At 58.8% G+C, this 15,388-nt stretch carries 16 protein-coding genes; 3 read left to right on the top strand and 13 right to left on the bottom strand.

Translation table 11 applies throughout. From position 1 onward, the window contains the following. Positions 1 to 4: 4 nt before the first annotated feature. The 10 genes from NYR50_RS03430 to rpoZ all read right to left on the bottom strand — a co-directional run bounded on the left by NYR50_RS03430 (position 5) and on the right by rpoZ (position 8,549). A complete protein-coding gene (locus NYR50_RS03430; protein WP_174008105.1) occupies positions 5 to 382 on the bottom strand; it encodes a response regulator in 378 nt (125 codons plus the stop codon). A gap of 134 nt (positions 383 to 516) precedes the next feature. Next, positions 517 to 1,269 (bottom strand): Crp/Fnr family transcriptional regulator, encoded by a 753-nt coding sequence (locus NYR50_RS03425; protein ID WP_080809772.1) that lies wholly within the window; start codon positions 1,267 to 1,269, stop codon positions 517 to 519. Positions 1,270 to 1,508: 239 nt separating this feature from the next. Continuing rightward, positions 1,509 to 2,459: a GTPase Era gene (gene era, locus NYR50_RS03420; RefSeq protein ID WP_162687945.1), complete on the bottom strand. Its 951-nt coding sequence runs from the start codon at positions 2,457 to 2,459 to the stop codon at positions 1,509 to 1,511. A 74-nt stretch (positions 2,460 to 2,533) separates the two neighbouring features. Next, a complete protein-coding gene (gene rnc, locus NYR50_RS03415; RefSeq protein WP_006311537.1) occupies positions 2,534 to 3,253 on the bottom strand; it encodes a ribonuclease III in 720 nt (239 codons plus the stop codon). Beyond that, positions 3,250 to 3,996, bottom strand: coding sequence for a signal peptidase I (gene lepB, locus NYR50_RS03410; RefSeq protein WP_418136778.1), 747 nt, complete (start codon positions 3,994 to 3,996; stop codon positions 3,250 to 3,252). Before lepB ends, rnc begins: the two co-directional genes overlap by 4 nt. A 206-nt stretch (positions 3,997 to 4,202) precedes the next feature. Then, a complete protein-coding gene (gene acpS / locus NYR50_RS03405; protein ID WP_006311535.1) occupies positions 4,203 to 4,607 on the bottom strand; it encodes a holo-ACP synthase in 405 nt (134 codons plus the stop codon). Beyond that, positions 4,604 to 5,182: a DUF2062 domain-containing protein gene (locus NYR50_RS03400; protein ID WP_418136777.1), complete on the bottom strand. Its 579-nt coding sequence runs from the start codon at positions 5,180 to 5,182 to the stop codon at positions 4,604 to 4,606. The genes acpS and NYR50_RS03400 overlap by 4 nt, the downstream gene beginning before the upstream one ends. Before the next feature lie 267 nt (positions 5,183 to 5,449). Continuing rightward, positions 5,450 to 5,596, bottom strand: a complete 147-nt coding sequence (locus NYR50_RS03395) for a hypothetical protein (protein ID WP_035214828.1) — start codon at positions 5,594 to 5,596, stop codon at positions 5,450 to 5,452. A gap of 196 nt (positions 5,597 to 5,792) precedes the next feature. Beyond that, positions 5,793 to 8,027, bottom strand: a complete 2,235-nt coding sequence (locus NYR50_RS03390) for a RelA/SpoT family protein (RefSeq protein WP_418136776.1) — start codon at positions 8,025 to 8,027, stop codon at positions 5,793 to 5,795. A 132-nt stretch (positions 8,028 to 8,159) separates the two neighbouring features. Continuing rightward, positions 8,160 to 8,549 (bottom strand): DNA-directed RNA polymerase subunit omega, encoded by a 390-nt coding sequence (gene rpoZ, locus NYR50_RS03385; protein ID WP_006311530.1) that lies wholly within the window; start codon positions 8,547 to 8,549, stop codon positions 8,160 to 8,162. Between the two features lie 392 nt (positions 8,550 to 8,941). Between rpoZ and NYR50_RS03380 the strand changes: the two genes are divergently transcribed. Both NYR50_RS03380 and NYR50_RS03375 read left to right on the top strand, forming a co-directional pair. Then, positions 8,942 to 9,511: an NYN domain-containing protein gene (locus NYR50_RS03380; protein WP_006311529.1), complete on the top strand. Its 570-nt coding sequence runs from the start codon at positions 8,942 to 8,944 to the stop codon at positions 9,509 to 9,511. 213 nt (positions 9,512 to 9,724) lie between these two features. After that, positions 9,725 to 11,224, top strand: a complete 1,500-nt coding sequence (locus NYR50_RS03375) for a methyl-accepting chemotaxis protein (RefSeq protein WP_418136775.1) — start codon at positions 9,725 to 9,727, stop codon at positions 11,222 to 11,224. 192 nt (positions 11,225 to 11,416) lie between these two features. Here NYR50_RS03375 and smpB read toward each other — a convergent pair whose 3' ends face one another. From smpB to NYR50_RS03360, 3 genes are all read right to left on the bottom strand, one after another. Beyond that, positions 11,417 to 11,899: an SsrA-binding protein SmpB gene (smpB, locus tag NYR50_RS03370; RefSeq protein WP_386906223.1), complete on the bottom strand. Its 483-nt coding sequence runs from the start codon at positions 11,897 to 11,899 to the stop codon at positions 11,417 to 11,419. Positions 11,900 to 12,062: 163 nt separating this feature from the next. Then, complete coding sequence (gene dapA, locus NYR50_RS03365; RefSeq protein ID WP_418136774.1) at positions 12,063 to 12,947, bottom strand: 4-hydroxy-tetrahydrodipicolinate synthase; 885 nt, start codon at positions 12,945 to 12,947, stop codon at positions 12,063 to 12,065. A gap of 65 nt (positions 12,948 to 13,012) precedes the next feature. Continuing rightward, positions 13,013 to 13,309: a hypothetical protein gene (locus NYR50_RS03360; protein ID WP_418136773.1), complete on the bottom strand. Its 297-nt coding sequence runs from the start codon at positions 13,307 to 13,309 to the stop codon at positions 13,013 to 13,015. Here NYR50_RS03360 and NYR50_RS03355 point away from each other — a divergent pair. Then, on the top strand, positions 13,308 to 15,380 hold the full coding sequence (locus NYR50_RS03355) for a lytic transglycosylase domain-containing protein (protein ID WP_418136772.1): 2,073 nt from the start codon (positions 13,308 to 13,310) through the stop codon (positions 15,378 to 15,380). The genes NYR50_RS03360 and NYR50_RS03355 overlap by 2 nt on opposite strands. Positions 15,381 to 15,388 lie beyond the last annotated feature (8 nt).

Here is a 15,388-nt window from a genome sequence, read left to right as displayed (position 1 = left end):
AACGTTATTCTTTTACGGCGTCGCGCGGCATGCCGACGAGTCCAAGAACAAAATCCATGATTTCAGTTTCCCCGAAGGGCTTGCCGAGCAGAGGCGCATGCGAGAGATCGTCGGGAAAACCCGTCGTGTCGCCGTAACCGCTGACGAAACCGAAGGGAATGCCCACTGCCCGCAATCCGCGCGCGAAATCATAGCTCTTGCCGTCTGTCAGGCTAACATCGAGAAGAACACAATCGGCACCATCCTGTTCGATGGCTTGCTTTGCTTGCCCAAGCGTCGTTGCGATCACGATCGTTTCCACGCCCATGGACTGGAGAACCGCTTCGACATCAAGGGCCACCAGATATTCATCCTCAACGATGATAACCCGTTGTGGCACCATATCTTTTCTTCTTCCTAAATAGAGAGCCCATGGCTCAAAGTCGCAGTCTGCGACGTGATCTCAAGCGAGATATCACCACAGAAGTCGCAAATTACGGCCCCAGCGTCATTTAAAAAAGACATGTCGGATGAAGATCAAATGAAGGGTCTTTGGCGCTTTTCGTCGCTTTCCCAGCCGGCAACATTGGCCAGCCCGGCATTATCAAGCACCAGACAACCCTTGTCCGTCCAGCGTATGAGGCCGCGATCAACAAGCTTTCTCAAGGTCTTGTTGGTGTGCACAATGGAAAGGCCGAGCGTATCTGCCACATGCTGCTGGGTGACGGGAATAGGTGTTTCGTTGCGGATGAGATCAACCGCCTTCGCCTTGCTATACAGGAAGGCGATGAGATAGGCCGCGCGCTCCAGTGCGGTGCGTCGGCCGATGCTGAGGAGGTGGTTGTCGAGCATGCGCTCCTCGCTTGCCGCGATCCAGGTGAGATCAAAGGCAAGAGTCGGGTGATCGGTGAAGAGATTGTTCAGCCGCGATCGCTCGAACACGCAGAGCGTCACCGGCGATAACGCCTCGACCGAATGCTCCATTTCTCCCATCACCGTGCCCTGAAGGCCGACGAGGTCACCCGGCATGACATAATTGAGGATCTGTCGCCGCCCGTCTTCCAGCGTCTTGTATCGGAAGGCCCAGCCTTGGAGAACGGTATAGAGATGGGCGCTATGCGAGCCTTCCATCAGGATGACAGAGCCGCTTTCAACCGCGAGTTCTCCTGTCTTGAAACGGGAGACGAAATCGAGTTCAGGGGAGGAAAAGTCCCGGAAATGCGGCAGGTCGCGCAGGGGACATTGCTGGCAGGGGGTGGTGGAAATTCCGTTCGGTTTTTTCGGCGACATGAATATCCATCATCAAAAAAGGTTGCGCCCAATCGTTTTGGAACAACCCGCCCGAACGTATTCGGTTCCCGATAAATGTTGAAGATATTCAAAGCCCTTGCGCCGCTTATTCCTGTGCTCGTCACAGGAAATTGGTCAGCCCAAGTCATTGGGCTGAAAAGGCTCTACTCGCCGCGCGCGAGCCGCGTCGGCTGCAACCCCGTGACAGGCACAGGGTCGAGGGAGGATGTCTTGCAGCTTTAGCCCCGCGGAAATTCCAGACCCATTTCACGGAAGCGCTCGGGGTCGTCGCCCCAGTTCTCGCGCACCTTCACGAACAGGAAGAGATGCACCGGCTGCTCGAGGATCTCAGACAGTTCCTTGCGCGAGGCGGTGGAGATCGCCTTGATCGCATCGCCGTTCTTGCCGAGCGCAATCTTCTTCTGGCTGTCACGCTCGACATAGATCACCTGCTCGATGCGCACGGAACCATCCTTGCGCTCTTCCCACTTTTCCGTCTCGACATGCGAGGCATAGGGAAGTTCCTGATGCAGGCGCAGGAAGAGTTTTTCGCGGGTGATTTCGGCGGCGAGCTGGCGCATCGGCAGATCGGAAATCTGGTCTTCCGGATAATACCACGGGCCTTCCGGCAGGGTGTCCACCAGATAATCCATCAGGTCTTCGCAGCCGGAACCGTTGGTGGCGGAAATCATGAAAGTGCGGTCAAACGCGACCTTTTCGTTGGCGTCGGCGGCGAGCTTCAGGAGGTCTTCGCGCTTCACCTGGTCGATCTTGTTAAGGCACAGGATCTTCTTCTGCGGAACATCCTTCAGCCCTTCGAGAATGGCCTCGGCATCACCCTTCAGGCCGCGCTCGCTGTCGATCAGCAGCAGAATGAGATCGGCATCCTTTGCGCCACCCCAGGCCGAAGTGACCATGGCGCGGTCGAGCCTGCGGCGCGGCTTGAAGATGCCGGGCGTGTCCATGAAAACGATCTGCGCGTTCTTGTGAATGGCGATGCCGCGCATCACGGCGCGCGTCGTCTGCACCTTGTGGCTGACGATCGAGACTTTGGCGCCCACCAGCCGGTTCACCAGCGTCGATTTGCCGGCATTGGTCGGGCCGATGAGGGCGACGAAACCGGAACGGGTCGGAAGGGCATTGTCTTCGCCCGTTACGGCGGGGTTTTCGTGATCGGTCATGATATCCATCAAGGTCAGAGGTATTCAACATGCGGCCAGAGGGTCCGCCATGCGCTCGGTTGCAGCACCCTGTCGTCGGGTGCTCAGTTTCCGGTGGGGCTTTTCCGCCAGACGCCTTCGCGTTCCAGCAATCTGGTTGCCGCCACCTGTTCGGCCGCGCGCTTGGAGCGCTCGACGCCGGTTTCCGGCTTCACGCCGGGAATTTCCACCGTCACGGTGAAGCTCGGATCGTGATCCGGTCCAGAGCGATCGTCAACCCGGTAAGCGGGCGTCGCCGCAAATCGGGCATGCGCCCATTCCTGCAATTCGGTCTTGGCGTCACGCCGCCCGGCATCCACGCTGGTTGCGCGGCCCTGCCAGTATTTCAGAATGAATTTGCGCGACGCTTCCAGGCCGCCATCCAGATAGATGGTGGCGATCAGGCTTTCGACCACATCGGCGCGCACGTTCAGCATCGCCTTGCCGGTCAATTTCTTCACGTCCGATCCGGTGCGAATGAAATTATGCAGGCCCATTTCGTCGCCGATCGCGGCGCAGGATTCAGCGCTGACAAGCTGGTTCAGGCGAACGGAAAGCTCGCCTTCGCTGGCGTTACGGAAGGTGGAAAACAGCAGTTCGGCAACACAAAGACCGAGAACGCGGTCGCCCAGAAATTCCAGCCGCTCATAATTTCCGGCCGCGGCGGACCGGGCGCTGGCATGGGTCAAGGCCCGGTCGAGCCGGGCCTTTTCCTTGAATTCATATCCGATCAACGCTTCCAGACGGGAAATTTCGTCCGCGGAAAGCGGCTTGGTCTTGCTCATCCCACAACCTTGAACAGGCGGTCCCAACGCATGTTGGCGGGCCATTCCCAAATGCGGCTGAACGGCGTGTCATTGCCCAGCGAGAAGAAGATGACGCTGGCGCGGCCGATCAGGTTTTCTTCCGGTACGAAACCGACGTCGAAACGGCTGTCGAGCGAATTGTCTCTGTTGTCGCCCATCATGAAATAATGGCCTTCGGGCACCACGAATTCGCGGGTGTTGTCGCCGCGCGAGTCGGGCGACTGGTCGAGCGTGTCGTAAGTGACGCCATTGTCGAGCGTTTCGCGGAAGACCGGCACATTGGTGCCCGGATCGGCGCGATAATCGGAGGTGAAGGTGCCATCCGGCTGCTTCGGAATCGGCTGGCCGTTGATGAACAGCACGCCATTCGTCACCTGAACGCGGTCACCGGGCAGGCCGACCAGGCGCTTGATGTAATCCACTTCAGGATTGGGCGGCAGGCGGAAGACCACGACATCGCCGCGCTTGGGCTTGCTGAATTCGAGGATGCGGCCGGAAAAGAGGTTCGGCGAAAAGGGCAGCGAGTATTTCGAATAGCCGTAGGAGAACTTGTTGACGAACAGATAGTCGCCAACCAGAAGCGTCGGCATCATCGAGCCTGACGGGATCGTGAAGGGCTGAAACAGCACGGTGCGGATGACCATTGCCAACAGCAGCGCCTGAATGATGACCTTGACGTTCTCCCAAAGGGCGTTCTGCTTCTTCTCAGCTTTTTCGGACACTTATAGACCTGCCTGATTGTTCCCCGGCTCCTTCGATTTCAGAAGCTCCCGGGCCGTTGCTTATCGCGCCTGCGGCGGGTGATGCTGTTTCACGCAGCCGGCAACGCTTTCATATTTCTGCGACTTCTCTAGAACCTTTCCAGCCCGAAGGGAAGCGCTTCTGTGACACCTCTGCAAATAGAGCGCCTTTACGGCGGCAGCGCGCCTTACCCATTCACGGGAAGCGCCTCGATGATCACAAATGCCTGAGCATAGGGAAAGTCGTCCGTGATCGTCAGATGGATATTGGCGCGGTGACCGGCGGGCAGCATCGCCGCCAGCCTCTCCCCTGCCCCGTTGGTCAGGATCATGGTCGGTTTGCCGCCCGGCAGATTAACGACGCCCATATCCTTCCAGAAAACGCCGTTCGCAAGCCCGGTTCCAAGCGCCTTGGAACAGGCTTCCTTGGCGGCGAAACGCTTGGCGTAAGACGCGGCACGGTTTTTCCGGCCATCCGATTTCGCCCGCTCGATATCGGTGAAACAGCGATGGGTGAAACGTTCGCCGAAACGCTCGATCGATTTTTCGACGCGGCGGATGTCGATCAGGTCGCTGCCCAATCCAATGATCATTTCAACATCTCCAGAGAAGCATTTTTATTGGCGGCACGGTGGGCGAGATTTTCCATCTTGCGTCGCTGGAAGCCGCTGATGAGGCCGTAGACGGCGATATAGGTAATGACGGCGCTGATGGCGGCGGGAAACAACGCGCCGATGGTCATGGGTTCCAGCACCGGCGTCCATATCTGCCGGAATTCGAGATGGCTGAACAGCGCCACGAAATCCACATGCGCCACACTTTCCGTCTTCTGCCGGCCGAGGATGAAGTGCCCCAGTTCCCAGGTGGATGCCCAGATGAACGGAAATGTCAGCGGATTGGCGAAGGTCGTGCCTAGGGCTGCCGCCACGAGATTGACGCGCAGGAGAAAACCGAGCGCCATGGCGATGACGATGTGGACACCGAGAAAGGGTGTCCACGCCACACCCACACCGATGGCGACACCGGCGGCAACCGAATGCGGAGAGGCCGACAACCTGAGCAGACGCAGCTTCATGTAGCGCAGCGAACGGGAAAAACCCGTGCGCGGCCAGAAGAGGTCACGAATCTTCTCTGAAAAACCAACGGGTTCACGGCGACGAAATGGCATGGGGTGCAGTTTATTTCATCGCCCGGGCCGCGCCAAGAGGTTGGCAGACGACAAAGGACTTTTGCCGGACATTCTTCTCGCCATCGTTCCGGCGTTGAGCCGGACTGTTCCGGGGAACGGGAGTAAGAAGGATGTTCCCGTCATGGATGCGCGCTTGTTGGTGCGCATCCGCATTGTTTTTCTGGCAGAGCACGAGACCGCGTCACAATGGCTGCGAAACTCGTGAACCACATACGCATGGCGAAGGGCTGCCATGCGCTGAGCGCATTACCGGCGGAACAGGCCGCGGTCGATTTCGCGCTGGCGGAACTCGAGGTCGACATTCGACACGGAGCCGCTGAGATAATCGAATTCGCGTTCCTGGGTGGTCTTGCCACGAACGGCACGGGCGATCTTGCGAAGCGGAGTAAACATGGTTTCATGTCCTTTCAGTTTGGAAATGGCGTTTCTCATCGGTGTAGGACCACCGGCACGCCGCGTTTTCCGTTTTCAATTTCTGAAAGGAAGATAGTCGCAAACCCCATCAACGACCAGAGACAGGAAAAGGCCGCTGCCATGCATTGAACGCATAACAACGGCCTTTTGGTATTTGCAGAAGATCAAAAATGCCTCAATCGAAGGCACGCGCGACAGTCGACACGCAATCGAGATCCTTGAGCTGCGACAGCAACTGGTTCAGCTGCCGCAGATCCCAGACTTCGACATCCAGCGCCAGCTCGGAGAAGTCAGTGCCGATGCGGACCATGTTGAGCCCGCGGATATTGACGTCAAGCGTCGCGATCGATTGCGCGACGGAGGCGAGCGTGCCCGGCTCGTTCAGCGCATTGATCATTACCCGCGCCATGAAGCGCGACTTGTTGGCCTCGTCCAGATCCCAGCGCACATCGATCCAGCGCTCCGGTTCATCGTCGAAACGCTGGAGCGCCGGCGCCTGAATGGGATAGATGGTGATGCCCTTGCCTTTTTCCATGATGCCGACAATGCGGTCGCCCGGAACGGCACCAGCCGCACCGAAATGCACGTCGACATTGCCGGAAAGGCCACGGATCGGTAGTGGGTCGGGTCCGTCCAGCATCTCGGCAGCGCCATCGTCCTCCAGAACGGAGCGCGACTTACCCGGAATCTTGAAGACCATGCCGGAAGCGCTGCGCATGTTGAACCAGCCGTCGTCACCGGTCATCTTCACCGTCACGCGCTCGTCCTGATAATCCGGGAACACCGCACGCAGCACATCGAGCGAGGAGACCTCACCCCGGCCGACGGCGGCGATGGCGTCTTCCACGTCCTTCTGCGCCAGGCGATGCAGCACGGGTTTCAAAGCTTCACGCGAAAAGGCCTTGCCAGCACGTTCGAAGGTTCGCTCGAGAATACGGTAACCGAGGCCGGAATATTGCTTGCGAATGGCCATGCGGGTGGCGCGGCGAATGGCCGAGCGGGCCTTGCCCGTCACCACAACCTCTTCCCAGGCGGCGGGAGGCACCTGCACGCCGGAGCGGATGATCTCCACCTCGTCGCCATTGTTGAGCCGGGTCACCAGCGGCATGATCCGCCCGTTGATCTTGGCGCCAACCGTGGTGTCGCCGATATTGGTGTGCACCGCATAGGCGAAATCGATGGGGGTGGCGCCACGCGGCAGGGCAATCAGCTTGCCCTTGGGCGTGAAGCAGAACACCTGGTCCTGGAACAGTTCGAGCTTGGTGTGCTCCAGGAACTCTTCCGGGCTGTCGCCTTCTGCCAGCGATTCGATGGTGTGGCGCAGCCAGGAATAGGCATTGCTTTCTTTCGAAAGCAGATCGCCCTCGCCGTTTTCGCCGTCCTTATAAAGCGCATGGGCGGCGATGCCGAATTCGGCGATCTCGTGCATGCGCTTGGTGCGAATCTGCAGCTCGATACGCTGGCGCGACGGGCCGACGATGGTGGTGTGAATGGAGCGATAATCGTTCTGCTTCGGGGTGGAGATATAGTCCTTGAAGCGGCCCGGCACCACGCGCCAGCGGGTGTGCACGATGCCAAGCGCCCGGTAGCAGCCGGGAATATCATCCACCAGAATACGGAAACCGTAAACATCGGAAAGCTGCTCGAAGGAGAGCGACTTCGACTGCATTTTGCGGAACACCGAATAGGGCTTCTTCTGACGCCCCTTGACGTGGGTGCCGAGCAAGCCGTTGGCCACCAGAAGCTCGCGCAACTCGTCCTCGATCTTCTTGATGAGGCCTTCATTGCGCGTTTCCAGTTCCAGCAGGCGGTTGGTCACCGTCTGGTAGGCTTCCGGATTGAGATAACGGAAGGACAGGTCCTCCAACTCGTCGCGCATATCCTGCATACCCATGCGGCCGGCGAGCGGCGCATAGATTTCCATCGTCTCCTCAGAAATGCGGCTGCGCTTGTCGGCCGGCATGTATTCCATGGTGCGCATATTGTGCAGGCGGTCGGCGAGCTTGACCAGAAGGACACGCACGTCGTCGGAAATGGCGAGCAGCAGCTTGCGCAGATTTTCGGCCTGCTTGGCCTTGCGGGTAACGAGGTCGAGCTTCTTGAGCTTGGTGAGCCCCTCCACCAGCCGGCCGATGTCTTCGCCGAAGAGTTCATCGATTTCAGCGCGGGTGGCGGTGGTGTCCTCGATCGTATCGTGCAGCAGCGCCACCGCGATGGTCGATTCGTCGAGATGCATTTCAGTGAGGATCGCGGCAACTTCCAGCGGATGCGATATATAGGGGTCGCCATTGGCCCGCTTCTGCTGGCCATGTTTCTGCATCGCGTAAACATAGGCCTTGTTCAGCAGGGCCTCATTCGCATCCGGTTTATATTTTTGAACCCGCTCGACGAGTTCGTATTGCCGCATCATGCGATATTCCACAAAAAGAAAGCGCGCCAACCTTGGGGTCGGCGCACAATGCTGCATCAATAGGGATCAGATTATGACGGCAACTATTGACAGACGGTAACCACCGCCTGCCAAAGGCATCATAAAACCGGATCAATAATCGTCATTTTTTTCCGGCGGCACAAGGCCTTCGATACCGGCCAGCAGTTCTTCTTCCGACATCTGGTCGAAAGTAACCGTTTCCGGCTGGTCGTCGTCTTCGCCATCCGCAGCGGAGGCGGCAAGCGTGACCGGATCGGGCTCGGGCTCGTCCACTTCCACATGCTTCTGCAGCGAGTGGATGAGGTCTTCCTTCAGGTCGTCGGGAGACAGCGTCTCGTCGGCGATTTCGCGCAGCGCCACGACCGGATTCTTGTCGTTGTCGCGGTCAACCGTGATGGAAGAGCCTTGAGAAATCTGGCGCGCACGGTGGCTCGCGAGAAGCACCAGCTCGAAACGGTTGTCTACTTTATCAATGCAATCTTCAACTGTGACGCGGGCCATTGCCTGTCCTTTGCGAGTCGTAATGTCGTGGATCAGAGCGCCGTGCTTTCTTTGGGATGCACAAGGGATGCTCTAACCTATTGAATCTGCGCTTCGTGCCTTGCGAAAAACGCTTGGGATTCCTCGCGACGAAGCCTTCCAGCTTCCGATACAGCCATTGGCCGCGGAATTCAAGTTTTTCCTGTCTTTGGCGTCTTTTGGCAACTTATCGCCCTTGTTTGGCGTCTGATGAACAAAATGTCTAGAAGAATTGTCTTGGAATACGGGTGAAGTTACCTTACTTAAAACGCAACGGCGCACCGTAAAATTCGTTGATACCACATGATTTTTTGCATTTGCGACCGGAAATAAAAGCCAGATAATGGCCTTTCCAAAAAAAGGAATGGGATGGAATGTTCGATCCACGGGAGAAAATTGCGCTCTTCATAGACGGAGCCAATCTTTATGCAGCATCAAAAAGCCTGGGGTTCGATATCGACTATCGCAAGCTTCTGAAGGCATTTCAGAAGCGTGGCTATCTGCTGCGCGCCTATTATTACACCGCGCTTATCGAGGATCAGGAATATTCCTCGATCCGTCCGCTGATCGACTGGCTGGATTATAACGGCTACAAGGTCGTGACGAAGCCGGCGAAGGAATTCACCGACGCGCTCGGCCGCCGCAAGATCAAGGGCAATATGGATATCGAACTCGCAGTCGATGCCATGGAACAGTCCGAGACGGTCGATCACCTGGTTCTGTTCTCCGGCGACGGCGATTTCACCACGCTGGTGGACGCGCTGCAGCGCAAGGGCCGCAAGGTCTCCGTTGTTTCAACGATGGCCACACAGCCTGCCATGATCGCCGACGACCTACGCCGCCAGGCTGACCACTTCATCGATCTGATGACACTGAAGGCCGAAATCGGGCGCGATCCGAGCGAGCGCCCTGTGCGTCACGCCGAAGGTCCGGAGACGGTCTGATACCGGTTAAGGCACCGCTGACTTTTAAAACGCGTCCGTTGAAAAACGGGCGCGTTTTTGTTTGTGCCGATGGCCGGAGTAAAATTTGCATTTAAACTTAACAAACATCAAATCCGGCCAGTCGAAATTATATCTTGGTTAATTTTAGACGTGTCTAAATCACGCAAAGACACCAGCGACATGAATTGGGGTGTCAGAGCAGGATGACTAGACATGCACGGCCAAGCAAAAACCGATCGACAACTTGATGAACGACTGAATTTTCTGGGGCTTGGCCACGGTGAGCGGCAAAATCTTTCAGACATGAAGGGCGTCATTACCGGATCCCTCGACGCCTCCCTCGATCGTTTTTACGCGAAGGCGCGCTCCGTGCCGGAGACGGCGAAGTTTTTCTCCAGCGAGGCCCATATCCAGCATGCCAAGAGCATGCAGCTCAAACACTGGTCGAGGATCGCCTCCGGCACTTTCAACGAGGATTACACCAATGCCGTGACCGCCATCGGCCGCACCCATGCGAGGCTGGGGCTGGAGCCGCGCTGGTATATTGGCGGTTACGCCCTGATGCTTGATGGCATCGTCAAGGCGATAATCGAGTCCGAATTGAAGGGCCTTTTTATGGAAAAGAAGGCGAAGAAGGTAAAGGACGCCCTCTCCGCCACCATCAAGGCCGCCCTTCTCGACATGGACTATTCGATCTCCGTCTATCTCGACGTTCTGGCCACGGAACGACAGAAGGCGGAGGCTGAACAGGCGCAGATGAAGAAAGAGCAGGATCACGTTCTCGAACTGCTCAACAACGCCCTCGACCGGCTTGCCAATGGCGATCTCGCCTCCAGCATCGGCGAAAAGACCGCGCCGCAATTCGAAGGGCTGATCGCCAATTTCAATGCCGCAGTCGGCAATCTCTCGGGTGCATTTGCGCAGATCGTCGAAGAGGCAAACAAGATTTCCGGCAATACGCGTGAGCTGACCGCCGCGACCGACGACATGGCCCGCCGCACGGAGCAGCAGGCCGCCGCGCTGGAGGAAACCGCCGCCGCCGTCGAGGAAATCACCACCATTTCGAAACTCTCAGCGCAGCGTTCCGAAGAGGCCAAGGCCATCGTCGAAAGCTCGGCCGTCGAAGCAGCCCGCTCGCGCGATGTGGTGACGGATGCGGTAAAGGCGATGGGCGCCATCGAGGAATCGTCGCAGAAGATCACCCAGATCATTTCCGTCATCGACGAGATTTCATTCCAGACGAATCTTCTGGCGCTGAATGCCGGCGTGGAAGCCGCACGCGCCGGTGAGGCCGGCAAGGGTTTCGCCGTCGTCGCCCAGGAAGTGCGCGAGCTCGCGCAGCGCTCCGCCAATGCCGCCAGGGAAATCAAAACGCTGATCGCCAAGTCTTCCGACGATGTGATGCAGGGCGTTTCGCTGGTCAACAAGACGGGCGAATCCTTAAATACGATCGGCAACAAGGTCGATCATATTCAGGAACATATCGTCTCGCTGACAAAGGCGGCGCAGGAACAGTCTGTCGGCATTCAGGAAATCAACGCCGCCATCAACAGCATGGACAATCTGACCCAGAAGAATGCGGCCATGGTGGAAGAAACCAATGCGGCCACGCATAATCTGAGCGATGTCAGCGCCAATCTGGCGGCGCTGGTGAGCCGGTTCAGCGTTTCGGCAACGCGGGCGCATGTGGAGCGGACGTATCGGGCTGCTTGAGAAACGGCAGGAAGACATTCACCTCGTCATCCAGGCCTTGAGCCGGGATCCAGCCAGCCTAAGTCTTCGGGCTGAAAGAACTCTTTCCACGGCGCAGACGCGCCGTGACTGGATGCCGGATCAAGTCCGGCATGACGGAGGAACAGGTAGTGAAAGGCAGTAATCCCCCTGCCCGGCAAAATTTATTGCCGCTCAGGCGTTGCCACCCTTCAACAGCCGCGACTTCTGTCGGTTCCAATCGCGTTCCTTCTCGGTCTCGCGCTTGTCGTGCAGCTTCTTGCCCTTGGCAAGCGCCAGTTCCAGCTTCGCGCGGCCCTTGTCGTTGAAGTAGACCTTCAGCGGCACCAGCGTCATGCCGTCGCGGTTGATGCCGGCGCGCAGGCGGTTGATCTCGCGCTTGTTCAGAAGCAGCTTGCGGCGGCGGCGCGGCTCGTGGTTGAAGCGGTTGGCCTGCAGATATTCCGGCAGGTGGGAATTGATCAGCCAGATTTCATCGCCCTCGTCCGAGGCATAGGATTCGGCGATATTCGCCTTGCCTTCGCGCAACGACTTGACCTCGGTGCCGGTCAGTACCAGCCCCGCCTCATAGGTATCGATGATTTCATAGTTGAAACGAGCCTTGCGGTTTTCCGCAACGATCTTGTTCACCACGCGCTGGCTGCCTTTGGGGGCCATGATATTTCAATCCCTTGTTTTTCTTATTGCACCTTCGGCCTTGCCGCCGAAAGCGGTTTTCGAACATCTATTTAATGTTGTCGCCGCAAAAAGAAAAGGCGCGCGGGACAGCTTCTGTTACGAAGCGGTCCATGGCGCGCCTTTCAAGCTCTTCAGGCGTATCTCAGTTCATCAGGCCGGCATGCTTCAGCGCCGCATCGATCGCCGCCTCCGTTGCCGGTTCCAGCGTGCTCATCAAGGGTGAACGGACCCGGCGATTGCCGCCGCGTGTCTTCGACAGCGCATATTTGGTGCCGCATACGCCGGGCTCCATGAAGATTGCCCTGTGCAGCGGCATCAGGCGGTCCTGATACTCAAGCGCCTTGGCGTAATCACCGGCAAGCATTGCCGCCTGAAACTCGGAACAAAGGCGCGGCGCGACATTGGCGGTGACCGAAATGCAGCCGACGCCGCCATGGGCGTTAAAGCCGAGCGCCGTGCCATCCTCGCCCGACAGCTGGACAAAATCCTTGCCGCAGGAAATGCGCTGTTCGGAAACCCGGTCGAGCTTGCCGGTCGCATCCTTGACGCCGACGATATTCTTATGCGCCTTGACCAGCGCACCCATGGTTTCCGGCGACATATCCACCACCGAGCGCGGCGGGATATTGTAGATGACGATCGGCAGTCTCACCGCTTCGGCGACAGCGGAAAAATGCGCGAACAGGCCCTTCTGCGTCGGCTTGTTGTAATAGGGGGTGACGACCAGCAGCGCGTCCGCACCGGCCTCCTGCGCGTGCAGCGCAAGCTCGATTGCTTCATCGGTATTGTTGGAGCCAGCACCCGCAATGACCGGAACCCGTTTCGCCGCAACCTCGATGCACAGCTCAACGACCCGTTTGTGCTCATCGTGAGAGAGCGTCGGGGATTCCCCCGTCGTGCCCACGGGCACAAGGCCGTTGCTGCCTTCGGCGATCTGCCATTCCACATGGGCGGCAAAGGCCTTTTCGTCCACGGCACCATTGTCCGTGAACGGGGTAATGAGGGCGGGAATTGATCCCTTGAACATGCAAAGCTCCTGGCGCCGAGCCGGTTCATGCTTCGGCCGCATTCGATGGTTAAAACCGGCACACATTAGAGCCAGCCCTTGGCGCCGACAAGCGCAAAGGCAGCGTATTTTGTCCGAAATTGTCGGAAGTGTGACAGTCTCCGGGCCGGGATCGGCGAGCGCAAAAAGCTGGCGCCGAAAAGCGACGCCGCTCGCGGGCCGGTGAATAAAAGTTGATCGAATTGCAGGGCGGAAATTAAGATTTCATTAAGCCTGAAATCCCAAGATTCCGGTGCGGGACTGAAAACCTTCTCGGCAATCCCGCTGCAATGAAGCGATATTACAAGAAAGTCGACAAATCCGTACACGATGAAGAGCGGCATGAAAAAGACAGTCTGGGGATTGATGGCGGCGGGGCTTGCCGCAACCGTTTGGAACGCACTGGCCGGACCGTTGCCGGAAGGTGCGGCCCCCCTTTCCTATGTCAAGCCGAACGCGCCGGCCGTTCCCGCTTTCATGCCCGCCTCGCCCGAAATCACCGGCGCCATACCGCGCCTCAACCGTCCCGATGATACCAGCCAGTTGAAGGCCGGCCTCGACGCGCTGTCCAGCCGCGATGCAGCCAGGGCAATCGCGCTGCGCAACACCATGCCGAGCGGCAGCGTCGACCGGCATATTCTCTCCTGGGCGATTGCCGTTTCCGGCCAGAAGGACGTGCCATCAGCCGAAATCGCCACCGCCCAGCGCGAACTGGCCGGCTGGCCAGGTGCCGCCACCCTCCGCGCCAATTCCGAAAAGGCGCTTTACCGCGAGAATCCTCCGGCCGCGCAGGTGCTTTCAGCCTTCGGCAGCAGCCGGCCGGAAACCGCGGAAGGCACGGTCGTACTTGCCAAGGCGCTCGCCTCGTCCGGTAAAACAGACGAATCACAGCGTCTCATTCGCCAGCTCTGGGTCAGCGAAGGCATGGACAAGGACATGGAAGACCGTGTGCTTGCCGAATTTCCTGCCTATCTGACGCCGGCCGATCACAAGGCGCGCATGGATTATCTGATGTATCGCAGCCGCATCGGCCAGGCGAAGCGTTTCGGCGATCTCGGCAAGGCGCAGTCGCTCTATAATGCCTGGGCGGCGGTGCTGCAGCGATCCGCCAATGCAACAGCGTTGCTGGGCAAGGTCGACGCCTCCTGGCGCAACGATCCGACCTATCTCTTCGCGCGCATCGAAAACCTGCGCAACCAGCAGAAATATCCCGAAGCCGCCGCCCTTCTGCGGCAGGCGCCGAAGGACACGGCCAAGCTCGTCAATCCCGGCGAATGGTGGAATGAGCGCCGCATCATCGCGCGTGGTGTTGCCGATCTCGGCGATTTTGCCGAGGCCTATCGCATCGTCGCCAATCATTCGGCAACCTCCTCCGTCGATATTGCCGATGCCGAGTTCCATGCCGGCTGGTATGCGCTGAGGGCGATGCGTGATCCGGCGACGGCGGCGCGCCACTTCAATACGCTGCTGCAAACCTCGAACCGGCCGCTTTCGGCCTCGCGCGCCTATTATTGGCTTGGACGGACGGCGGAAGCCGGCGGGCCGGGCAATGCCCGTGATTTCTTCGCCAAGGCAGCCGCCCATCCCGGCACATTCTATGGCCAGCTTGCCGCCGCGCGAATCGGTACCAAGACCCTGAACGTCAGCTACCCCAACCCCAGCAACGGCGACCGGGAGCGTTTTGCCGGCCGTGAGGCCGTGCGCGCCATCGACCGGCTGGAGGCAGCAGGTTACGGCTGGCGTGCCGACAGTCTTTACCGGTCGCTTGCCGAACAGCTCGACAGCCCCGGCGAACTTGCGATTCTGGCGGCGCGGGCGGAGGGCAACGGCAATCATCAGGTTTCGCTGCAGATCGGCAAGACGGCTTTCAGCCGCGGCATCGATGCGGCCGCACTCGCCTATCCGCTCGGCGTCATTCCGGCCAGCGCCAATATTGCCGGCTCCGGCAAGGCGCTCGCCTATGCCATCGCCCGGCAAGAAAGCGCCTTCAACCCGGCTGCCGTCTCCGCCGCCAATGCCCGCGGCCTGCTGCAATTGCTGCCTGGAACCGCCAAAGGCGTGGCCGGCCGCCACGGCCTGCCCTACACGCAGGCGATGCTGACCAGCGATGCCGGCTACAATGCCACGCTCGGCGCCCACTATCTCGGTGAGCAGATCGATAGTTTTGGCGGCTCCTACATCCTCACCTTCGTCGCCTATAATGCGGGGCCGAAGCGCGTGCCGGAATGGATCTCCCGTTATGGCGACCCGCGCGGCAAGCCCATCGACGAGGTGGTCGACTGGATCGAGCGCATCCCCTTCCCCGAGACGCGCAATTATGTACAGCGGGTGATGGAGAATTATCAGGTCTATAAGACGCGGCTCGGACAACAGGCCGATATCGTTGATGACCTGCGACATGGGCGTGCGGGGTAAGGGCGGTA

Source organism: Agrobacterium sp. El2ro-1b (assembly GCF_048298475.1).
Lineage (GTDB): Bacteria > Pseudomonadota > Alphaproteobacteria > Rhizobiales > Rhizobiaceae > Agrobacterium > Agrobacterium fabrum.
Note: the sequence above shows the minus strand (reverse complement) of the source record. Positions and strands in the feature narration are given on the sequence as shown.